General features: G+C 69.1%; 19 protein-coding genes and 2 tRNA genes. 11 read left to right on the forward strand and 10 right to left on the reverse strand.

What is annotated here, in order from left to right; all coding sequences use genetic code 11:
• Nucleotides 1-149: 149 nt before the first annotated feature.
• Nucleotides 150-698 (reverse strand): helix-turn-helix domain-containing protein, encoded by a 549-nt coding sequence (locus QA802_RS21380; RefSeq protein ID WP_334525124.1) that lies wholly within the window; start codon nt 696-698, stop codon nt 150-152.
• 182 nt (nt 699-880) lie between these two features.
• On the opposite strand from QA802_RS21380, the gene QA802_RS21385 reads away from it, so the two are divergent.
• Nucleotides 881-956, forward strand: a tRNA-Ala gene (locus tag QA802_RS21385).
• Nucleotides 957-1,093: 137 nt separating this feature from the next.
• On the opposite strand, the gene QA802_RS21390 is transcribed toward QA802_RS21385, so the two are convergent.
• Complete coding sequence (locus QA802_RS21390) at nt 1,094-1,801, reverse strand: DUF5324 family protein (protein WP_334525127.1); 708 nt, start codon at nt 1,799-1,801, stop codon at nt 1,094-1,096.
• A gap of 468 nt (nt 1,802-2,269) precedes the next feature.
• On the opposite strand from QA802_RS21390, the gene QA802_RS21395 reads away from it, so the two are divergent.
• Both QA802_RS21395 and QA802_RS21400 read left to right on the forward strand, forming a co-directional pair.
• A complete protein-coding gene (locus QA802_RS21395) occupies nt 2,270-2,803 on the forward strand; it encodes a peptidylprolyl isomerase (RefSeq protein WP_334525130.1) in 534 nt (177 codons plus the stop codon).
• A gap of 117 nt (nt 2,804-2,920) precedes the next feature.
• Nucleotides 2,921-3,820 (forward strand): rhomboid family intramembrane serine protease, encoded by a 900-nt coding sequence (locus QA802_RS21400; RefSeq protein WP_334525133.1) that lies wholly within the window; start codon nt 2,921-2,923, stop codon nt 3,818-3,820.
• A 313-nt stretch (nt 3,821-4,133) separates the two neighbouring features.
• Here QA802_RS21400 and crgA read toward each other — a convergent pair whose 3' ends face one another.
• Entirely contained in the window at nt 4,134-4,388 is a 255-nt protein-coding gene (crgA, locus tag QA802_RS21405; protein ID WP_334525136.1) for a cell division protein CrgA, read from the reverse strand.
• A gap of 141 nt (nt 4,389-4,529) precedes the next feature.
• On the opposite strand from crgA, the gene QA802_RS21410 reads away from it, so the two are divergent.
• The 6 genes from QA802_RS21410 to QA802_RS21435 all read left to right on the forward strand — a co-directional run bounded on the left by QA802_RS21410 (nt 4,530) and on the right by QA802_RS21435 (nt 8,920).
• The gene (locus tag QA802_RS21410; protein ID WP_334525139.1) at nt 4,530-5,399 is read left to right on the forward strand and encodes a DUF881 domain-containing protein; all 870 of its coding nucleotides are present in this window, start codon (nt 4,530-4,532) and stop codon (nt 5,397-5,399) included.
• Between the two features lie 33 nt (nt 5,400-5,432).
• Nucleotides 5,433-6,152 (forward strand): class E sortase, encoded by a 720-nt coding sequence (locus QA802_RS21415; RefSeq protein WP_334525142.1) that lies wholly within the window; start codon nt 5,433-5,435, stop codon nt 6,150-6,152.
• A 16-nt stretch (nt 6,153-6,168) separates the two neighbouring features.
• A complete protein-coding gene (locus tag QA802_RS21420; RefSeq protein ID WP_319165820.1) occupies nt 6,169-6,366 on the forward strand; it encodes a hypothetical protein in 198 nt (65 codons plus the stop codon).
• Complete coding sequence (locus tag QA802_RS21425) at nt 6,363-7,001, forward strand: aminodeoxychorismate/anthranilate synthase component II (RefSeq protein ID WP_334525146.1); 639 nt, start codon at nt 6,363-6,365, stop codon at nt 6,999-7,001. Before QA802_RS21420 ends, QA802_RS21425 begins: the two co-directional genes overlap by 4 nt.
• Nucleotides 6,998-8,089 (forward strand): class E sortase, encoded by a 1,092-nt coding sequence (locus tag QA802_RS21430; RefSeq protein ID WP_334525149.1) that lies wholly within the window; start codon nt 6,998-7,000, stop codon nt 8,087-8,089. Before QA802_RS21425 ends, QA802_RS21430 begins: the two co-directional genes overlap by 4 nt.
• Before the next feature lie 75 nt (nt 8,090-8,164).
• Complete coding sequence (locus QA802_RS21435; RefSeq protein ID WP_443042286.1) at nt 8,165-8,920, forward strand: class E sortase; 756 nt, start codon at nt 8,165-8,167, stop codon at nt 8,918-8,920.
• Here QA802_RS21435 and QA802_RS21440 read toward each other — a convergent pair.
• From QA802_RS21440 to QA802_RS21470, 7 genes are all read right to left on the reverse strand, one after another.
• Nucleotides 8,913-9,572, reverse strand: coding sequence for a restriction endonuclease (locus tag QA802_RS21440; RefSeq protein ID WP_334525155.1), 660 nt, complete (start codon nt 9,570-9,572; stop codon nt 8,913-8,915). The two genes, QA802_RS21435 and QA802_RS21440, sit on opposite strands and share 8 nt — an antisense overlap.
• 139 nt (nt 9,573-9,711) lie before the next feature.
• Complete coding sequence (gene pknB, locus QA802_RS21445) at nt 9,712-11,688, reverse strand: Stk1 family PASTA domain-containing Ser/Thr kinase (RefSeq protein WP_334525159.1); 1,977 nt, start codon at nt 11,686-11,688, stop codon at nt 9,712-9,714.
• Between the two features lie 169 nt (nt 11,689-11,857).
• The gene (locus QA802_RS21450; RefSeq protein ID WP_334525162.1) at nt 11,858-13,324 is read right to left on the reverse strand and encodes a peptidoglycan D,D-transpeptidase FtsI family protein; all 1,467 of its coding nucleotides are present in this window, start codon (nt 13,322-13,324) and stop codon (nt 11,858-11,860) included.
• A complete protein-coding gene (locus tag QA802_RS21455; protein ID WP_334525165.1) occupies nt 13,321-14,760 on the reverse strand; it encodes an FtsW/RodA/SpoVE family cell cycle protein in 1,440 nt (479 codons plus the stop codon). The genes QA802_RS21450 and QA802_RS21455 overlap by 4 nt, the downstream gene beginning before the upstream one ends.
• 27 nt (nt 14,761-14,787) lie before the next feature.
• The gene (locus QA802_RS21460; protein WP_334525168.1) at nt 14,788-16,422 is read right to left on the reverse strand and encodes a Stp1/IreP family PP2C-type Ser/Thr phosphatase; all 1,635 of its coding nucleotides are present in this window, start codon (nt 16,420-16,422) and stop codon (nt 14,788-14,790) included.
• Nucleotides 16,423-16,514: 92 nt separating this feature from the next.
• A complete protein-coding gene (locus QA802_RS21465; protein WP_334525171.1) occupies nt 16,515-17,036 on the reverse strand; it encodes an FHA domain-containing protein FhaB/FipA in 522 nt (173 codons plus the stop codon).
• 10 nt (nt 17,037-17,046) lie between these two features.
• A complete protein-coding gene (locus QA802_RS21470) occupies nt 17,047-17,937 on the reverse strand; it encodes an FHA domain-containing protein (protein WP_319165831.1) in 891 nt (296 codons plus the stop codon).
• Nucleotides 17,938-18,418: 481 nt separating this feature from the next.
• Between QA802_RS21470 and QA802_RS21475 the strand changes: the two genes are divergently transcribed.
• Both QA802_RS21475 and QA802_RS21480 read left to right on the forward strand, forming a co-directional pair.
• Nucleotides 18,419-18,505, forward strand: a tRNA-Leu gene (locus QA802_RS21475).
• A gap of 948 nt (nt 18,506-19,453) precedes the next feature.
• A complete protein-coding gene (locus QA802_RS21480) occupies nt 19,454-20,947 on the forward strand; it encodes a DUF2252 domain-containing protein (protein WP_443042156.1) in 1,494 nt (497 codons plus the stop codon).
• Nucleotides 20,948-20,996: the final 49 nt, after the last annotated feature.

Raw genomic sequence — 20,996 nt, forward strand, 5'->3', positions numbered from 1 at the left:
CCCCCCGTGCACCCGTGTCCCCCGTCACGTGGTGCCGTGCCCGGTGCTGCCCGGTGCTGCCCGGTGCTGACCTGCGATGCCGGCTGCCGCCCCCGCGAGCTGCCGACCGTCCGGCTGCCGAACCCCCTTCGGCTACCGGGGCCCGCCGCTCAGCTCTGGTGGGACTGGTAGTGCGTCACGGCGTCGGAGGTGCGGCCGGCGCCGTACACCCGGAGGAACTCCGCCAGTTCGGGGTGGGTCGGGGCGAGCGTGTCCGCGGCGTCGATGATGTCGCCGGCGGCGGCCACCGAGCGCAGCAGCGACTGGATCTCGCGGACCACCCGCCTGACCGTGGGCGCCCCCGAACTGGTCGTCGTCTGTGTGGCGTTGCTGAGCACCGATCCCCCCTGCGACCGTTTGATCTCGTCCATGCGCTCGGTCGCCTCGGCGGCGCTGACGCTGCCGTCCGCGACCTGTGCGGCCAACTCCTGCAGGAGCTGCACCCGTTGCACCACGGCCGGATTGCCGATCTTCGCCCGCTGACCGCTCATCAGCTGCGACAGCATCGGCGCCGACAGTCCCAGCACCCCCGCGAGACGAGCCTGGTTGAGGCCAAGATCGTCGATGAGCTTACGGAAGAGCGCCCCCAGCGGCTCCCCGTACCAGTTCCGCTGCAGTTCCCGCGCTCTCGCGGTCGCTTCCTGCTGTGCGGCGTCCATTGCGTCTCCCCATCGCTTCCCCAGAAACCGCGGTTCGCTGTAGCGAACCACGTCCGAGCATCTTACGGAGAGTGGTCATCCGCGGGGACCCCCAATCTTTTTGCGAGATACCCCCGGTGACCCGGTACTCTGGTCTGCGGCGCCCGCCGGGACGAGCTCGAATCGGCCGGACGTCACCTTCCGGGGCCTTAGCTCAGTTGGTAGAGCGCTGTCTTTGCATGGCAGATGTCAGGGGTTCGACTCCCCTAGGCTCCACCACAAAGACCCCTCCTACCTGCGGTGACGCAGATGGGAGGGGTCTTTTTGGCGTGCTGGGGCGTGGTGAGAAGCCGGTGGGCGGTCGGTCGGGCGACCTGCTCGGCGGCCCTCCGGTCGGCTTCCGGCAGGCGGCCCGCTCAGTCGCGGTCGTCGCGCTTCGCGGCCTCCTCCTCGGCCTGCTTGGCCTGGACCTCGGGGTCCAGAACGGCCGGATCGGCGCTGCCGTCCACCGAGGTCAGGGTGGTGCCCGAGGAGGGCACCTCCGTGGCCGCCGGCGGCTCGACCAGCCAGTCCGGGTTGGCCTGCTTGTCCCACCACTTCCAGGCCGCGTACGTGCCGCCGACGGCGACGCCCAGCACGGCCAGCGCCTTGGCGAGCTTGCCCGCCCTGGCATGCCGCCGGTGCTTGCGCACCAGCTTCTCGATCTCCTTCGGCGTCACCTGACCGCGCAGGGCGGCCAGCGCGGCAGCGCCACGAGAGGCGGCTTCTTCCTTCACGGGGCCGGCCGCGGCAACCGCCTGTTCGATCCTCGGCCGGGAGTAGTCGGCCGCCTGCCGGGCGGCCAGACGGGTGCGGACGGCGGCTTCGTGCGCGGCCAGGTCGACCTTCGGCGGGACATGCGTCAGAGCCTGTTCCAGGCGCGGTGCGACGTGGGCGCCGTACTGGACGCGGGCCTGTTCGGCGGCCAGCGACACTTTGGGCGCGAGCCGTACACGGGCCTCGTGCGCGTAGAGCGCGGCCCGTTCCTTGGCCGTGTCGGCGTAGGGCGCCACCACTTCCGCGGCGTGCAGCACGCTTCCCTTCGCCGAGCCGGTCGCGGCGCGCACGCTGTCGATGCGGGTCACGGGTTCCTCCTCCTCGGTGGCGTACGGTATTTCGACTTTCCACCCTTTTACGGATCATGCCTGCCGAGTGCGGTCGCGGCATGTGTGGGCGGGCATACGGGTGCTGATCACGTGCGATAGCGGACGGATTCAGGGCGCATTCGGCACATTCGGCACAACGGCAACAGAGGTCCGACAGGGCGACAAAACCGACGATGCCACGGATCGGCTCCGTTCGCTCCCGTCCCGGAGGGCTCCGGCGCGTTTTCCGTAACCGGAAGCGCCGGAACCGGAAGCGTCGGCTGCGGACCGTAGAAACCCCCTACGGAACCCCTACGGAACCCCTACGGACCCCTTACGGACCCGTCCGGGGGCCCGGAAGGCGCAGGGCGGACCCGGGGGCATCCGGAAGCGACGGTTCGGCTTCAGCCGTCCCGTGCCGTGCGAGGATCGGGGTCACAGGAAGACGACGGAAGGCAGATCAAGATCGTGGCCGAGCACCTGTACGCCACCCTGAAGACCAGTGCCGGCGACGTCGAGATCCGGCTCTTCCCGGACCACGCCCCCAAGACGGTCAGGAACTTCGTGGAACTCGCCACCGGCGAGCGCGAGTGGGTCAACCCCGAGACGGGCGTGAAGTCCTCGGCCAGGCTCTACGACGGCACCGTCTTCCACCGGGTGATCAGCGGATTCATGATCCAGGGCGGCGATCCGCTGGGCAACGGCACCGGTGACCCCGGCTACCAGTTCGCGGACGAGTTCCACCCGGAACTGCGATTCGACAGGCCCTACCTGCTGGCCATGGCCAACTCCGGCCCGAACACCAACGGCTCGCAGTTCTTCATCACCGTCGCCCCGACGGCCTGGCTGACCCGCAAGCACACCATCTTCGGCGAGGTCGTCGACGCGGCCGGCCAGAAGGTCGTCGACGCCATCGCGAAGGTCCAGACCAACTCACGCACGAAGCGTCCGCTGAAGGACATCGTCATCGAGTCGGTCGTCGTGGAGCGCCGCACGACCTGAGTCCGGCCGGATACGCGGCGGGCCTTCGGGAACCAAACGTCCTGCTGGTCCGTAAGGATGAGCAGGGCGGTTCCTTCACCTGCTCCGACGACTTCAGACCACCCACTGGGAGCCCATATGGACCAGGCGTCCGGCAGCCGGCAGGACGACGCACACAGCGGCCTGCCCGTCTGCTACCGGCACCCCGGCCGGGAGACCGGCGTGCGCTGCACCCGCTGCGAGCGTCCGATCTGCCCGGAGTGCATGGTCAGCGCCTCGGTCGGCTTCCAGTGCCCGACCTGCGTCCGCGAGGGCTCCGGCACCGGTCACGCCCCGAGCGCCTCGCAGCCCCGCACGATCGCGGGCGGCGCGGTGGCCGACGACCCGCACCTGGTCACGAAGATCCTCATCGGTCTCAACCTGGCGATGTTCGTGGTCCAGCTGGCGGTCGGCGACAGCTTCACCGAGCGGTTCGACCTCCTCGGCCGCGCCTTCACGCCGACCGTCGGATTCGGCGAGCTCCAGGGCGTGGCCGAAGGCCAGTGGTACCGGATGCTGACCGCGATGTTCCTGCACGGCAGCTACATCCACATCCTGTCCAACATGCTCAGCCTCTGGTGGATCGGCGGCCCTCTCGAAGCGGCCCTGGGCCGGGCCCGCTACCTCGCCCTGTACCTGGTGTCCGGGCTCGCCGGCAGCGCGCTGGCCTATCTGCTGGCCGCGCCCAACCAGGCCTCGCTCGGCGCGTCCGGCGCTGTCTACGGGCTCTTCGGCGCGCTCGCGGTGCTGGTGCGGCGTCAGCGGTACGACATGCGTCCGGTGATCGCCCTGCTGGTGATCAACCTGGTCATCACGTTCGGCTGGAGCGGTATCTCCTGGCAGGCGCACGTCGGCGGCCTGGTCGCCGGCCTCGTCATCGGCGCCGCCATGGTGTATGCGCCGCGTGAGCGCCGCTCCCTCGTCCAGTTCGGGACCTGCGCGTTGATGCTGGGCGTGGTCCTCATCGTCACGCTCCTGAGAACCGCCCAGCTCACCTGAGCGCACTGTTGTCCACAGTGTGTGGCGAATCTTGTGCACAAAGTGCGGGAACAGCTGTGCCCCCTGCCGTCGACTCACGTTTCCGCAGGCCAGGCAGGGGGCGAACAGGATTTCGAGTGAAGATGACGGCCGGTAGTTACGTCACACCGGCGTCAACCTCCGAGGGGTTATCCACAGATCTTCGTTTCTTTCCCCAAGTGTGGATACCCCTGTGGATAACTCTGTGGAGATCCATGGGCAGAGCTGGTCGGGGCGTGTGCGGCGGGTGCCGCCTGTGTGACGTCAGGGGTGTGAGGGCCTTGAAGGACCCCCGTCACTTCCACTGGGTGGAGACGCCGAACCCGGCCGCGATGAACCCGAAGCCGACCACGATGTTCCAGTTGTTCAGCTGGTCGATGGGCAGCCTGCCGTCGGTGACGTAGAAGACCACGATCCAGGCGAGCCCGATGAGGAACATGGCCAGCATCACGGGTGCGACCCAGGCGCGACTGTTCAGCTTGATTGCGGTCGCCTGCTTCGCCGGGGGCGGCGTGTAGTCGGACTTCTTGCGGATACGTGACTTCGGCACGAGGGTCTCTCCTGTCGATGCGCTGCGTGGCCGCGCAGGTGCTGGGTCGGGCTCGGGGGCTGCGTATTCAGGGGGCTGCTGGGCTCCCCCGGGCGTCCGTTAGCGTAGTGCTTCTACGGCGCTGAAGGAGATAAGGGTACGTTGAGCAATTCTGCCGACTCCCCACGGACGGGATCAACGGGTTCCGCGCCCGATCCCGGACACGTTTCTCCATCGATGTCCTCGGCGGCCCCGGACGCGGTCCCTCCGCCCGCTCCCGGTCCCGGCCGCAGGGGCGGCTTCGGCGGCTTCCGGCCGGTGCGGCTGCTCACCGTGGGCGTCTTCGCCCTCGCCGGTCTCCTCTTCTTCACCAGCTTCAACACCGCCAAGGGCACCAACATCCGCACGGACGCCTCCCTGCTGAAGTTGTCCGACCTCATCCAGGAGCGCAGCCAGAAGAACGGCGAGCTGGACGAGACGAACGGCGCCCTGCGTAACGACGTGGAATCGCTGGCGGAGGCGGACGACGGCAGCACCCAGGCCCAGGACGAGAAGCTCGCCGGCCTGGAGAAGAGCGCCGGCACCCAGAAACTCAAGGGGCGTGCGGTCACCGTCACGCTCAACGACGCCCCGCCGAACGCCACCGCCAAGCTCCCCGGCTACCCGGAGCCGCAGCCTGACTACCTGGTAATCCACCAGCAGGACCTCCAGGCCGTGGTGAACGCGCTCTGGCAGGGAGGCGCCCAGGGCATCAAGGTCATGGACCAGCGGCTGATCTCCACCAGCGCCGTCCGCTGCGTCGGCAACACCCTGATCCTCCAGGGCCGCGTCTACTCCCCGCCGTACACGATCCAGGCGGTGGGGGACCCGGAGAAGATGCAGCAGGCGCTCGCGGACTCCCCGGCGATTCAGAACTACATGGTCTACGTGAACGTCTACGGCCTCGGCTGGAAAGTCACCGAGAACGGGACGGTGACTCTGCCGGGCTACTCGGGCACAGTGGATCTGCACTACGCCAAGCCTGTGAAGTAGCGGAGCAGCGGCCGCCGGGGGGCGCCTGTGTCGGTGCGGGTGATCGTCAGGACGTTCAGCGAGCTGTGTGTCACCGTGGGCGCCGTCATCGTCCTATTCGTCGTCTATGTGCTGTTCTGGACCGGAGTGCGGGCCGAGCGGGCCATGGAGGACCAGATCGACGTCCTGCACGAGCAGTGGGGGCGGCAGAGCGCGGACCCCGCCCCGAGCGCTGGCCCCGCCTCGGGCGCCGGCTCCGCCCCGAGCGCGAGCCCTACCGATGCCGCGCGACAGCCCGACTACCGCAGCGGCCGGCCCTTCGCGGTGATGTACATCCCGCGCCTTGGTTTCACGTGGAACAAGCCGGTGCTCGAGGGGACGTTGGCCGGCACGCTCAAGAAGGGGCTGGGCCATTACGCCGGGACGGCCCGGCTGGGGCAGACCGGGAACTTCTCCGTCGCCGGCCACCGCCGGACCTACGGTGACCCGTTCAAGGACTTTCCCGAGCTCAGACGGGGTGACGCCGTGGTGCTGACCGACGGGACGACCTGGTTCACGTATCGGATCGACAAAGGGCCCTACAAAACAGTGCCCTCGGACGTCGAGGTGATCGACGCTGTGCCACGTAAGTCGGGGTACACGCGTCCGGGCCGGTACCTGACGTTGACCACGTGCGAACCCGAATGGGGCCACAGTCACCGGCTGATCGTCTGGGCGCACCTGGACTCCACCCAGCCCGTGGAGGCAGGCGAACCCAAGGCTCTGCGCCGTTAGTCTGGTGGTGTACGGCGTGAGTCAGGTGCCGTGGTGCGACGGAAGGGACGGCATGTACGGCTGGATCTGGCGGCATCTGCCGGGAAACGCGTGGCTGAAGGCGCTGATCTCGATCGTGCTGGTGGTGGCCGTGGTGTACGCGCTCTTCCAGTACGTCTTTCCGTGGGCCGAACCGCTGCTTCCCTTCAACGATGTGACGGTGGACAACCAGTGAGCGCGCGCATTCTCGTCGTCGACAACTACGACAGCTTCGTCTTCAACCTGGTCCAGTACCTGTACCAGCTGGGCGCCGAGTGCGAGGTCCTGCGCAACGACGAGGTCTCCACGGCCCACGCGCAGGACGGTTTCGACGGCGTTCTGCTGTCCCCCGGGCCGGGTACGCCCGAGGAGGCGGGCGTCTGCGTGGAGATGGTCCGCCACTGTGCGGACACCGGGGTTCCCGTCTTCGGCGTCTGCCTGGGCATGCAGTCGATGCAGGTGGCGTACGGCGGGGTCGTGGACCGCGCGCCGGAGCTGCTGCACGGCAAGACCTCGCCGGTGGAGCACAAGGGCAGGGGTGTCTTCGCCGGTCTGCCGTCGCCTTTCACCGCGACCCGCTACCACTCGCTGGCCGCCGAGTCGGGGACGGTCCCTGCCGAGCTCGAGGTCACCGCCCGGACCCACGACGGCATCATCATGGGCCTGCGCCACCGGGAACTGCCCGTCGAGGGCGTGCAGTTCCACCCGGAGTCGGTGCTGACCGAGCACGGGCACCGGATGCTGGCCAACTGGTTGGTGGAGTGCGGCGACGAGGGCGCGGTGGCGAGGTCGGCGGGGCTCGCCCCGGTGGTGGGCAGGGCCACGGCGTGACCGCGCTGCGGCCCGAGCGCGAGGATTCGTACGGCGCCGCCGCGTCGTACGAGTCCTTCGGCGGTGATCCGTACGGCGCCGATCTCTACGAGGAGCAGGCGTACCGGCAGCCCGCCGACGCGGAGCAGGGGTACCGGCCGCAGCCCGCCGACGAGGAGACGGTGGCGCTGCGGATACCACCGTCGGCCGCGTTCGGCCGTGGACCCGTACCGGCCTCTGGGGCTTCCGTCGACGCTGCGGCCCCCGGAACCCCGGCGGGCGGCCGTGCGGCCCGCAGGAAGGCCGCAAAGGGCCGTCGTGGGCGTCGTGGCGGTACGGCTGAGGTGTCCGAGTCGTACAACGGGTCCGACGCGCCCGCGCAGGACGAGCGGCCGCTGTCGCGCGTCGAGGCGCGACGCCGGGAGCGGGCGCGCAAGCCGAGCCCGGCCGTGGTCGTCAGCCGGGCGGTCGGCGAGGTGTTCATCACCACGGGTGTGCTGATGCTGCTGTTCGTGACCTACCAGCTGTGGTGGACGAACGTGCGGGCCCATGCGCAGGCGGACCGGGAGGCGAGCAGCCTCCAGGACGACTGGGCCAGCGGCAAGCGCGCCCCCGGCACGTTCTCGCCGGGGCAGGGCTTCGCCATCCTGCACATCCCCAAGCTGGACGTGGTGGTGCCGATCGCCGAGGGCGTCAGCAACAAGAAGGTCCTCGACAAGGGCATGGTCGGCCACTACGGCGAGGATCCGCTGGCGACGGCGATGCCCGAGGCGAAGACCGGGAACTTCGGGCTCGCGGGCCACCGCAACACCCACGGCGAGCCGTTCCGGTACATCAACAGGCTGCAGGCGGGCGACGCCATCGTCGTGGAGACGCAGAACGAGTACTTCGTCTACAAGATGACGTCGACGCTGCCGGTGACCGCGCCGAGCAACACGAGCGTGCTGGATCCGGTGCCGCCGGGTTCCGGACTCACCGGGCCGGGCCGGTACATCACCCTCACCACCTGCACGCCGGAGTTCACCAGCAAGTACCGCTTGATCGTCTGGGGCAAGATGGTCGAGGAACGGCCGCGCAGCAAGGGCAAGCCGGATGCGCTCGTCGAATAGGCGTGCGGTCCTGTAGGCGTGCGGCTCTGGAAGCGTGCGGTTCTGTAGGTGTGCAGCGAGTAGGGGCAGATGAACGTGGCAGCGACCACCGGCGACACCGAGCACGATGAACACACGCGTGTGGACGCGTCCGGGCCGGCGCCGCGGCGCAGGGGCGGCCGCGTCGCCCTGGCCGTCAGTGTCTTCGGGGAGCTCCTCATCACGGTCGGCCTGGTGCTCGGCCTGTTCGTCGTCTACTCCCTGTGGTGGACCAATGTCGTCGCCGACCGGCACGCAAACCGGCAGGGCGATAAGGTGCGCGACACCTGGGAGCAGGAGAAGGACACCGGCCCGGGGGCCCTCGACACCAAGGACGGCATCGGCTTCCTGCACGTCCCCGCGATGAGGAACGGGGAGGTGCTGGTGATGAAGGGCACCTCGTCGAAGATCCTCAACGAAGGTGTCGCCGGCTACTACACGGACCCGAGCCAGGCGACGCTGCCGATGACGGGCAAGAAGGGCAACTTCACCCTCGCCGCCCACCGCGACGGCCACGGGGCGAAGTTCCACAACATCGACAAGCTGGACAAGGGCGACCCGATCGTCTTCGAGACGAAGGACAAGTGGTACGTCTACAAGGTGTACGACGTCCTCGACGAGACCTCGAAGTACAACGTGCAGGTCCTCGCCCAGGTCCCGAAGGAGTCCGGGAAGACCAAGGCGGGTCACTACATCACCCTGACGACCTGCACGCCGGTGTACACGTCCCGCTACCGGTACGTGGTCTGGGGGGAACTGGTGCGGGTCGAGAAGGTCGACGCCAACCGCACCCCGCCGAGGGAACTCACCTGACCGAGGCTCCCCGAGGGCTGCGGATCTCCAGCCTCCGCAGCCGGGCCCGGTGCTGACGCAGCCGGTTCTCCACGCTCTGCAGGTCGGCGCGCAGGGCGATCAGCTCTCTGCGGTGTTCGCCCGACGCCTCGATCAGGGCGTTGAACAGGGGGACGACGGTCTTGCCGAGAATGTGGGCGATGCGCTCGTCGATGCGGTCGTCGATGAGGCTGTCCAGCGAGGTGCCGCTCCTCCTGACGGAGTTTTCCACAGGGTGTGCGCGGACCTGGGCCTCCATGTCCAGCAGGTACACACGCACCTGACGTGCGACTTCGCTGTCCCTGAGCAGCATCGCGACGTTGAGGACGGCCCGGCGGGGGAAGAGGGCGAGGGTGGCTGTGCGCGACTGGATCCCACTGAGTTGCTTGAAGCAACGCAGTTCTGCACCTGACAAGACGCGGTATCCGCTTGCTTCGAGTTCGGCTCGGTGATCGAGGACGAGCGCGCGGATCGCCGTGATGCCCACCTCGAAATAGGCGGCCGCCATCGCCGTCGTCACATGCACCCCGTCCGGCAGCAGGGACAGGGCCTTCACCCGGTCCAGGACCTCGGTCCGGTCCCGCACGCTCGCGCGCAGGGACTTGGATTCCAGCAGCACCGTTTCGTTGATCATGCTCGGTAAATGAGTCGGCATAAGTGAAGACACGATCGTTTGATGAGCGTGCGTTCGAGCGTTCGACGGTCGGAGGACAGAGCGCGGGCCCCGCCGGAACTCGACCGGCGGGGCCCGCGTGCTGTGTTTCTCCGTCCGGCTAGCCGCCGCCGCCGCCGAAGAAGCCGCCGCCGTTGTTGCCGCCGTTGTTGTCGCCGTTCTTGATGGCGATCAGGTTGACCGTCTGCCCCCTGTTGACCGTGCTGCCGGGGGCCGGGTCGGAGCTGATGACCTGGGCGTCGTCGTCCTGGGAACCGGCGACGTTGCCGACGTTCAGGCCCGCGTCCCGCAGCGCCTTCTTGGCGTCCTTCAGGGACATGCCCTGGAGGTTGCCCGGGACCTGCGTCTGGGTGCTCTTGCCGATCTGGATCTGCACCTTGGAGCCCTTGTCGGCCTGCGAGCCGATCGACGGCACGGTCTGGATGACCTTGCCGACCTGGTTCTGGTCCTGGGTGTCGACCTCGACGCACTCGCCCTTGAGGCCGTTCTGCTCCATCCGGGCCTTGGCTTCGTCACAGCTACTGTTGAAGACGTCGGGGACGGTGGACTTCTCCTCAGCCTTGGCGATGGTGAGGGTGATGGTGGCGCCCTTCTCCACCTGCGCGCCGAGCTTCGGATTCTGCTTCAGGACGGTGCCCTCCTCCTCGGTGGACACCTCTTCCTTCGTCTCGACCTCGAACTGGTACTGGTCGCCCCCCAGGAGCGTCTTCGCCTCGTCCAGGCTGCTGCCGAGGACCGACGGGACGACCACCTTCGGCGCGCCCGTGGAGACGACGAGTTTGACGGTGTCGCCCTTGTTGACGTCCTTGCCGAACGCCGGGTCCTGTGTGCAGATGTTGCCCTTGGGCTGGTTCTCGCATTCGGCTTCGGTGCTCTGCACCGTCAGCTCCACGTTGCCGGCCATCGTCTTGGCGCGGTCCAGGGTCTGGCCGACGAAGTTCGGGACGGCGAACGGCTTGTCCGCGGCGCCGTCGCTGCTGACCACCCACTTGCCGATCAGGACCGCGCCCACCAGCACCAGCACCGCGGCGACGACCAGCAGGATCGTCGAGGTGTTCGACTTCTTCTGGCGGCGCCGGTCGGGCCGGTCGTCGTAGCCGTAGCCGCCGTCGTCCGGGTTCATGGGCGGCAGCATCGACGTGGCGCCGGCGTCCTCCGGGCGCATCGCCGTCGTGGCGTGGCCGTCGCCGTACCCGCCGTAGCCGACCGAGCCCATCGCGGCTGTGGCGGCGACCGGCTGGCCGTCGAGGCAGGCCTCGATGTCCAGGCGCATCTCGTCGGCGGACTGGTAGCGGTAGTTCGGGTCCTTGACCAGTGCCCGCAGGACGATCGCGTCCATCTCGGGGGTGATCTCGGGGTCGAAGACGCTCGGCGGCTGCGGCTCCTCCCGGACATGCTGGTAGGCCACCGCGACCGGGGAGTCCCCGACGAACGGCGGCCGCACCGTCAGCAACTCGTAGAGCAGACAGCCGGTGGAGTACAGGTCGGAGCGGGCGTCGACCTGCTCGCCCTTGGCCTGCTCCGGCGAGAGGTACTGCGCCGTGCCGATGACCGCCGACGTCTGCGTCATCGTCATGCCGGAGTCGCCCATGGCACGGGCGATGCCGAAGTCCATGACCTTGACCTGGCCGTTGCGCGTCAGCATGACGTTCGCCGGCTTGATGTCGCGGTGGACGATGCCGGCTCTGTGCGAGTACTCCAGCGCCTGGAGGATGCCGATGGTCATCTCCAGCGTCCGCTCCGGCAGCAGCTTGCGGCCGGAGTGGAGCAGCTCGCGGAGCGTGGACCCGTCGACGTACTCCATGACGATGTACGGGATGGACACCTCGCCGATGTAGTCCTCGCCCGTGTCGTACACCGCCACGATCGCGGGGTGGTTGAGCGAGGCGGCAGACTGGGCCTCCCGGCGGAACCGGGCCTGGAAGGAAGGGTCACGCGCGAGGTCCGCGCGCAGCGTCTTCACCGCCACGGTACGGCCGAGGCGGGTGTCATGCGCGAGGTAGACCTCGGCCATGCCACCACGGCCGAGCACGTGGCCCAGCTCGTACCGGCCGCCGAGGCGACGCGGCTCTTCCATAGCTACCTACCAGCCCTCTCCGTCGGTCCCGCCCGGCACACATGTGCGGACGGAGGCTGCCGTCCGGGCATACCGTACCCGGACGGAGCTGTGTGACCTGGCCAAGCCCGTCACCCGATACGAGACCGGTATCGCAACGTGCACCGATGTGTAGGCGACGTGATGGGGGTCACTTCTTGTTGCCGATGACTGCCTTCATCACGTCCCTTGCGATCGGGCCGGCGAGACCGCCGCCGGTGATGTCGCCGCGGTTGGCCGCGCCGTCCTCGACGACGACGGCGACGGCGACCGGCGCGCTGCCGTCGGACAGCTTGGCGTACGAGATGAACCAGGCGTACGGCTTCTCACTGTTGTTGAGGCCGTGCTGGGCGGTACCGGTCTTGCCGCCGACCTTCACGCCGTCGATCTTGGCCTTGCCGCCGGTGCCGTTCGCGTCCTCGACGACCGTCTCCATCATCTTCTGGAGGGCCTGCGCGGTCTTCGCCGAGACGGCCTGGGACAGCTGCTGGGGCTCCGTGGTCTCCAGCGGGTCCAGCTTCGCCCAGACCTGGTCCACCATGTAGGGCTTCATCAGCTTGCCGTCGTTGGCGACCGCCGAGGCGACCATGGCCATCTGCAGCGGGGTGGCCCGGTTCGAGCCCTGGCCGATGCCGTCCAGCGCGTTCTGCGGCGGGTTGTCCTTGGGGTAGACCGACTCGGCGGCGCGCACCGGGGTGTCCAGTTCGGCCTCGTTGAAACCGAACTTGGCGGCCTGCTCGATCATCTTGTCGTTGCCGACGTTGTCGGCCATCTTCGCGAAGACGGTGTTGCAGGACACCATGAGCGCGTAGCGCAGGGTGGCGTCCTTGCACTCGCCGTGCTCGTTGGTGAGCTTGTTCGTGGACTGCGGCAGCTTGAACGGGTCCGGGGTGTCGGTCTTGTCGTCGATGTCCTCGACCTCGCCGTTCTCCAGCGCCGCGGCGGCCGTGACCACCTTGAACGTGGAACCGGGCGGGTAGGTCTCGCGCAGCGCCCGGTTGAGCATCGGGTCGTCGGGGTTGTTCTTCTTCTGGACCTTGTTCCACTCCTCGGCGTCCTTGTCGGAGGACCCGGCGAACTTCGAGGGGTCGTACGACGGCGTCGAGACCAGCGCCAGGATCTTGCCGGTGGACGGCTCGATCGCGGCGACCGCGCCCTTCTTGTCGCCCAGGCCCTGGTAGGCGGCCTTCTGCGCGGCGGCGTTGAGGGTGGTGACGACGCTGCCGCCCTCCTTCTCCTTGCCCGTGATCATGTCCAGGGTGTTGCGGAAGAACAGCCGGTCGTCGTTGCCGCTGAGGATGCCGTCCTCCAGCTTCTCCAGCTGGTTGGCGCCGAAGGCCTGCGAGGAGTACCCGGTGACCGGCGCCCACATCGCACCGTTGGTCCAGGTGCGCTTGTACTTGTAGTCGCCGGTGGTCTCCACCGAACCGGTGATCGCCTTGCCGTCGACGATGATGTCGCCGCGCGGGGTGGCGTACCGCGTGATGTTGACGCGGCGGTTCTTGGTGTCGCTGGCGAGGCTTTCCGCCTTGACGTACTGCAGGTAGTTGTCCCGCAGCAGCAGGGTGAGGATCAGGAGGCCGCAGAAGATCGCGATCCGGCGCAGGGGCTTGTTCATGACGGGCGGACCACCTGGGTCATCTCGGCGTCGGGGTTGGAAGCGGGGGCGGGCGCCGGACGGCGCGCGGTGTCGCTGATCCTGATCAGGATGCCGATCAGGGCCCAGTTGGCGATGACGGACGAACCGCCGTACGCGAGGAACGGCATCGTCATACCGGTCAGCGGGATGAGCCCCATCACACCGCCGGCGACGACGAACACCTGCAGGGCGAACGCGCCGGAGAGACCGATCGCGAGCAGCTTGCCGAAGGGGTCACGGGCGGCGAGGGCGGTGCGGATGCCGCGCTCGGCGATCAGCCCGTACAGCAGCAGGAGCGCCATCAGACCGGCCAGGCCCAGCTCCTCGCCGAAAGTGGCGAGGATGAAGTCGGAGTTGGCGGCGAACTTGATCAGCTCGGAGTGGCCCTGGCCCCAGCCGGTGCCCAGCGTGCCGCCGGAGCCGAACGCCCACAGGGCCTGCATGGCCTGCTCGGAGTGGCCGTACTGCCCCGCCTGGGAGAGCGTGTACTCCTTCATCGGGTCGAGCCAGGCCTGCACACGCTGCTGGACGTGGCTCTCGAAGCTGGCCACGCCGACCGCGCCGACCGAGGACATCAGCAGACCGAAGACGATCCAGCTGGTCCGCTCGGTGGCGACGTACAGCATGATGACGAACATTCCGAAGAACAGCAGTGAGGTGCCGAGGTCCGTCTCGAAGACGAGAATCAGGATCGAGATGATCCAGACGACGATGATCGGGCCGAGGTCGCGGCCGCGCGGCAGGTACAGGCCGAGGACGCGGCGGCTGGCCAGGGCCAGCGCGTCGCGCTTCACCATCAGGTAGCCGGCGAAGAAGATCGCCAGGACGATCTTGGCGAACTCACCGGGCTGGATGGAGAAGCCGGCGACCGAGATCCAGATCTTGGCGCCGTAGATGTCCTGCCCGAGGCCCGGCACGAGCGGGAGCAGCAGCAGGAAGATCGCGCCGACCATCGAGATATAGGTGTAGCGCTGCAGGACGCGGTGGTCCTTGAGGAAGATCAGCACCACGATGAACAGGGCGATGCCCATCGCCGTGTACAGCAGCTGCCGTGGCGCTGCCGTGCCGGCCTGCTTGGCGAGCTGCAGATACTTCGACTGGTCGAGCCGCCAGATGGCGACCAGCCCGAGCCCGTTCAGCAGGGTGGCCAGGGGCAGCAGCAGCGGGTCGGCGTACGGCGCGAACTTGCGGACGACGAGGTGCGCGACGCCGGCCAGCAGACCGAGCCCGAGCCCGTAGCTCAGCAGGCCGGACGGTACCTGCTCGTTGATCGCCAGGCCCACGTTGGCGTAGGCGAACACCGGGATGACGACGGCGAACACCAGTAGCGCGAGCTCGGTGTTGCGCCGGCTCGGTGTGCCGATCGAGCCGATCGTGGACGTGTGGTGCGTCGGCGAGTTGGTAGTACTGCTCATCGTGTGACGGGGCCTCTCACGGCTTGCCTACTGCTCACCGCACCGCGAGACGACCTTCTGCTCCTCCTCCGAAAGGCTCGGACCGGGGGTGGGAGTGGGGGTCGCGGGTGCGGACGGGGACGCGGTTGCCGAGGGGCTCGGCGATGCCTTGGACGTGAGGGAGACGGGCGTGGTTCCCGCGCCGCCGCCCCCCTGGCCGTCAGCGGTCTTCGAAGCGGTCTGCGAGCCGGTCGTCGCTGCGGTCTTGGAACCGGTCTTCGAGGCGGTCTGCGAGCCGGTGGCGCCCGCGGCGCCGGTACCCGCCTGCTTCTTGCACGCGGACGCCTGGACGGCCAGCTCGTCGATCTTCTTCTGGGCGTTCGGCAGGCTGCCCTCGGCGATCGTCGCCTCGACCAGCTTGCGCTGGTACTGCGGGAGGTACTTGAGTTCGATCTCGGGGTGGTCCTTCTCCACCTTCGACAACGACACCCACGCCAGATCCTGGCTGATGCCCCGGTACAGGGCGACGTGCTCGCCGCTGGTGCCGACGTAGTACTGCGTCTGCGTCCAGCGGTAGCCGCCGTACAGGCCGCCGCCGATGACGGCGAGCGTGAGCACCCCGTAGAAGGATCTCTTCAGCCACCGGCGGCCCTTGCGCGGTTTGACGAAGTCGTCGTCGGTGTAGTCGCCGAAGCCGTCGGTGGGGATGAAGCCTGTGATGTCGCCGCCGGAGCCGGGCGGGCCGAACTGGCCGCCCCCGCCGTGGCCCCCCTGCTGCCTGCGGCCGAGTCCTGAGGCGCGGCCCGCCGGGGTCTGCATGATGCCGTTGTCGTGCAGCTGGAGCTGGTTCTCGGCGACCGCGCCGACCACGACCGGGGTGTCGGACAGCTGACCGGCGAGCGTGTCCCCGGTGTCCAGGTCGAGGACGTCGGCGACGATCACCGTGATGTTGTCGGGGCCGCCGCCGCGCAGCGCGAGCTGGATGAGCTCCTGCACCGTCTCCTGCGGGCCCTGGTAGCTGGCCAGGGTGTCCTCGAGGGTCTGGTGGGACACCACGCCGGACAGGCCGTCGGAGCAGATCAGATAGCGGTCGCCGGCCCGCACCTCGCGGATCGACAGGTCCGGCTCCACATGCTCACCGCTGCCCAGCGCCCGCATCAGCAGCGACCGCTGGGGGTGGGTGGTGGCCTCTTCCTCGGTGATGCGGCCCTCGTCGACCAGGCGCTGGACCCAGGTGTGGTCCTGCGTGATCTGCGTCAGCACGCCGTCCCGCAGCAGGTACGCGCGCGAGTCGCCGACGTGGACGAGGCCGAGGCGCTGTCCGGTCCACAGCAGGGCGGTGAGGGTGGTCCCCATGCCCTCCAGCTGGGGGTCCTCCTCGACCAGCGAGCGCAGCTGGTCGTTGGCCCGCTGGACGGCCGTGCCGAGCGAGGTCAGGACGTCGGAGCCGGGCACGTCGTCGTCGAGGGCGACGATGGTGGAGATGGCCTCCGAGGAGGCGACCTCGCCGGCGGCGGCGCCGCCCATGCCGTCGGCGATGGCGAGCAGGCGCGGGCCGGCGTAACCGGAGTCCTCGTTGCCCTCCCGGATCATGCCCTTGTGCGATCCGGCGGCGAAACGCAGTGACAGACTCATGCGCACCTCGCCCGTCGGCTCCGGGTACAGCCGGTCGTGTCGAGCCACACTGCCCACCCTCCGCTCGGGAGCACACCGGGGCCCTGAGTGCCGGCCGCCGCCGTGTGCTCGCTCCGCTCGCGCTCACTCATGATGCAGCACTACTTCCGAAGCTCGATGACGGTCTTGCCGATACGGATCGGCGCGCCCAGCGGAATCGGTGTGGGAGTCGTCAGCCGCGATCGGTCGAGGTACGTGCCGTTGGTGGAGCCCAGGTCCTCGACGATCCACTGGCCGTCGCGGTCCGGATAGATCCTGGCATGGCGGCTGGAGGCGTAGTCGTCGTCCAGCACGATCGTGCTGTCGTGCGCCCGGCCCAGAGTGATGGTCTGGCCCTGGAGCGCGACGGTCGTGCCGGTGAGGATGCCCTCGGACACCACCAGCTTCGTCGGTGCGTTGCGGCGCGTACGGCCCGCGGCGGCGGCGGGCTGCTGGCGCTGCTGCGGTGGCGCCTGCTGGCGCTGGGCCTGCTGTTGCGCCCGCCCGGCCTCCCGGCGCGCACCGCGCTGGGTGACCCGCGTACCGAACAGGTCGCTGCGGATGACCTGCACGGCCACGATCACGAACAGCCACAGTACGGCCAGGAAACCCAGCCGCATGACCGTGAGGGTCAGCTCTGACATTGCCCCCGCTTCACCCTTCGGCTTGCCGGTAAATGATGGTGGTGCTGCCCACGACGATCCGCGAGCCGTCGCGGAGCGTAGCGCGGGTGGTGTGCTGCCCGTCCACCACGATGCCGTTGGTGGAGCCGAGATCCTGGATCGTCGAGGGCGAACCGGTCCGGATCTCGCAGTGCCGGCGGGAGACGCCGGGGTCGTCGATCCGCACGTCGGCCTCGGTGCTGCGGCCCAGCACGAGCGTCGCGCGGGAGATCTGGTGGCGTGCGCCGTTGATCTCGATCCAGTGGCGGGTGCGGGACCCGGGCTGCGGAGCCCCGGCCAGGCCGCCGCCTGCCGCGCCGGGCCGCTGTGCGCCCGCGGCGGGCGGGTAACCATAGCCGCCGGGACGGGCGCCGGGGGCGCCGGGCGGCGGGGCGGACGGCATCGGCGGAGCGGCTGCGGCGCCGGCGCGGGGATAGGCGGCGGCGCCGCCCGGTCCCGCGGAGTGCTGCCGGCCGCCGACGGGTGCCTGGTCCGGAGCCTGGCTGCTGGACGAGGCGAGCGTACGGCTGCGCACCCGGTACAGACCCGTGTCGAGGTCGTCCGCCTTCTCCAGGTTGACCTTGATCGGTCCCATGAAGGTGTAGCGCTGCTGCTTGGCGTAGTCGCGCACCATGCCGGCCAGCTCGTCGCCGAGCTGGCCCGAGTAGGGGCTGAGCCGCTCGTGGTCCGGCGTGCTCAGCTCCACGATGAAGTCGTTGGGGACGACGGTGCGGTCGCGGTTCCAGATCGTGGCGTTGTTGTCGCACTCGCGCTGGAGCGCACCGGCGATCTCGACGGGCTGGACCTCGGACTTGAAGACCTTGGCGAAGGTGCCGTTGACCAGACCCTCGAGACGCTGCTCGAACTTCTTCAGAACTCCCATGGGGCACCTCCTCCGTCGTGGCTGCTGTCCCGTGCCGTAATGCTTACCTGGTGCTGCTCGCCTGTACTGCTGCCTGTGCTGCCTGTGCTGCCTGTCTGTACTGCTTACTGATCGTATCCACGCGCCGGTGAATCGGCTGGTTCCCCCGGTCGGCCCCGTCCGCCGGTGTCGACGGCCCGCTCGTACACCTGCTGCATACGCTCGCTTCCGCTCAGGATCGTAGAGGCGGCCCGGGACCAGTGTCCCGCACCTGACTGTGCTCCTGGCCCGGCTCCTGGGGAGACGGCCGCCATAGGTACGAGGTTGATACGTGAACCAGTCCTTGCGGAGACGTACGGAGACGGACGGGGACGCCCGACGGCCTCCCACCTGCTCCCTGCCCCCCGAAAGGGATGTGAACGCCCCCTGGTGCACGTGCTAATGTTCTGCATGTCGGAAGGCGACAGGCCGAAAAGCCCACAAACCCGAAGACACACCCAATGCGCGGGTGGCGGAATAGGCAGACGCGCTGGATTCAGGTTCCAGTGCCCGCAAGGGCGTGGGGGTTCAACTCCCCCCTCGCGCACCAGGGAGCACCGACGAAAGTGCTCCGGTTGCATTGAAGGAACGGGCGGTCTCGTGATCACGAGACCGCCCGTTCTTCTCTGTGTGGCCAGAAACACGTGGACCGCCGACGGCTGGAGCCGTCGGCGGTCCACTTTTTGGGTGTGTGGATCTGATCTTGGGTTGCTGTGCCGGGGGTCGATTGTTCGGCTGGGGACTACTGCTGGCTTGTGAGGAAGCTCTCAGGGTTCGGTGACGTAGCCCTTAGTGTCCTGTGCCGTGGGCGTGGGCGGCGGTGTGTGCGAGGGTGCCGAGCCAGTCGCGTGCTTCCTTCCGAGCGACCGGCCCCGATGAGTTCTTCGAGCAGGGTGACGGAGCGGTGGTCCTGGCCGGTGGTGGGCTCGCCCAGGACGATGACCGGGGTGTCCATCGCGAGGACCGAGGCGAGGGCGACCCGTTTACGCTCGCCGAACGACAGATGGCGGGGGTGGCTGTCCGCCGGCCAGGGTGCGCTGGTGGGCCACTTTGCCGCTGATGACGGTGGCCGTGGTGCCAGGGGCGGTGGCCCTTTCGCCGGCGGTGCGGCGCGGCGTGGCGGCCGCTGCGGAAAGCTGACGCCCTGCCGGGGGATCGGCCACTGTCCGGGGCTCAGCCGCTGTCCACGGGACGTCGGATGCCTGCCGCACAACGGCCAGCAGTGCTGAGGCGGGGATGCTGTCGCCGCGGCGGTCCGCCAGAGGCGGGTCGTAGGCCACCGTGGTCCCGGTGTCATGGCTGTCCCAGACAGCCACTCTCCGCCCCCCCGAGGGGCGCCGCCGTGACTTCGGCCGCAGGGCCGGTTGTCCACAATCCCGAAGTCGTCCACAGGGTCTGACGGCTTTCAGCCGGCGGCTGTACGGTCTGCACAAGTTGATGTTCGGCTCGTCGGGCTCGTCACAGAGCTACTGGGCGTACGGGTGCGGGGGAGGCGGTCATGATGACCGAGACCGGTGGTGCAACGACCGGGGCGGCCGGGGCGGCCGGGGCGGGTGAAACGGTTCGAGCGCGCAGGATTCCCTCGGTGCGCGGGTTCGCCGAGCGGGCCGGTGAGTGGCGGGGTGAGCGGTCCGGCATACGGCCCGGCGAGAGGGAAAGCCCCAAGGACAGGGGCAGGGCCCTGCGCGATCGGGTACCGCGGTCGGCACACGCCGAGTTCGGCCTGGACGCCGCCCGGCCGGACGCGGTGGCGGCGGTCGAGGAGTCCAACCGAGGCCGAATCCCCGAGTTGACGCCCATACGGGTCGGCCGGATGGCGGCCACGCCGTTCGCGTTCCTGCGGGGCTCCGCCGGGCTCATGGCGTACGACCTGGCCCGCACCCCGATGACGGGGATCCGCGCCCAGATCTGTGGTGACGCCCACGCTGCCAACTTCGGCCTGTACGGCGACGCGCGCGGCGGACTGGTCATCGACCTGAACGACTTCGACGAGACCGTCGACGGCCCCTGGGAGTGGGACCTCAAGCGCCTCGCAGCCTCCCTGGTGCTGGCGGGCCGCGAGGCCGGCGCGGACGAGGACACCTGCCGCGGGGCGGCGCACGGGGCGGCCGGTTCCTATCGCCGCACCATGCGGATCCTGTCCAAACTGCCCGTACTGGACGCCTGGAACGCCATCGCCGACGAAGAACTCGTCTCCCATGCGGACGCCCACGACCTGCTCGGCACCCTGGAGCGGGTGTCGGAGAAGGCTCGGGCCAACACCAGCGGGCGGTTCGCGGCGAAGTCGACCGAACCGACGGAGGACGGCGGTCGGCGCTTCGTCGACGCGGCTCCGGTGCTGCGCAGGGTCCCGGACGCCGAGGCCGCGGCGGTGGCCGCGTCCCTGGAGCACTATCTGACCACCCTGCCCGAGGACCGCCACCCCCTTCTCGCCCGTCACTCGATCCACGACGTGGCCTTCCGCATCGTGGGCACGGGCAGTGTGGGGACGAGGTCCTATGTGGTGCTGCTGCTCGATCACCGCGGTGAGCCGCTGGTCCTCCAGGTGAAGGAGGCCCGCGCCTCGGTGCTCGTCCCGCACCTGTGGGCCGCCGGCTTCGAGACGTCGCAGGTGGAGCACGAGGGACGCCGGGTGGTGATCGGCCAGAAGCGCATGCAGGTCGTCAGCGATGTCCTGCTGGGCTGGACGACGGTCGATGAACGCCCCTTCCAGGTCAGGCAGTTCCGCAACCGCAAGGGCAGCGTCGACCCGGCCGCCCTCGCCGCCGACCAGATCGACGACTACGGCCGCATGACCGGCGCGCTGCTGGCCCGGGCCCACTCCCACACCGCCGACCCGCGCGTCGTCGCCGGCTACTGCGGCAAGAACGAGGAGCTCGACGAGGCGATCGCCGGCTTCGCTGTCGCCTACGCCGACCGCACCGAGGCGGACCACACGGACCTCGTCGCGGCGGTACGGGCGGGGCGGATCCCGGCCGAGACGGGGGTGTGAGCGACACGGTGGGGTGGAGTGGCGCCGAGGGCCGGCTTTGGGGGGCGGT

This window comes from Streptomyces sp. B21-105 (genome assembly GCF_036898465.1).
Classification (GTDB): domain Bacteria; phylum Actinomycetota; class Actinomycetes; order Streptomycetales; family Streptomycetaceae; genus Streptomyces.

Bases quoted from the DNA above. Each gene is read 5' to 3' on its own strand.
- QA802_RS21380 (WP_334525124.1), bottom strand. From the start codon at position 698: ATGGACGCCGCACAGCAGGAAGCGACCGCGAGAGCGCGGGAACTGCAG.
- QA802_RS21480 (WP_443042156.1), top strand. From the start codon at position 19,454: ATGATGACCGAGACCGGTGGTGCAACGACCGGGGCGGCCGGGGCGGCC.
- QA802_RS21450 (WP_334525162.1), bottom strand. From the start codon at position 13,324: ATGAACAAGCCCCTGCGCCGGATCGCGATCTTCTGCGGCCTCCTGATC.
- QA802_RS21470 (WP_319165831.1), bottom strand. From the start codon at position 17,937: ATGGGAGTTCTGAAGAAGTTCGAGCAGCGTCTCGAGGGTCTGGTCAAC.
- QA802_RS21455 (WP_334525165.1), bottom strand. From the start codon at position 14,760: ATGAGCAGTACTACCAACTCGCCGACGCACCACACGTCCACGATCGGC.
- pknB (WP_334525159.1), bottom strand. From the start codon at position 11,688: ATGGAAGAGCCGCGTCGCCTCGGCGGCCGGTACGAGCTGGGCCACGTG.
- QA802_RS21465 (WP_334525171.1), bottom strand. From the start codon at position 17,036: ATGTCAGAGCTGACCCTCACGGTCATGCGGCTGGGTTTCCTGGCCGTA.
- QA802_RS21400 (WP_334525133.1), top strand. From the start codon at position 2,921: ATGGACCAGGCGTCCGGCAGCCGGCAGGACGACGCACACAGCGGCCTG.
- QA802_RS21440 (WP_334525155.1), bottom strand. From the start codon at position 9,572: ATGATCAACGAAACGGTGCTGCTGGAATCCAAGTCCCTGCGCGCGAGC.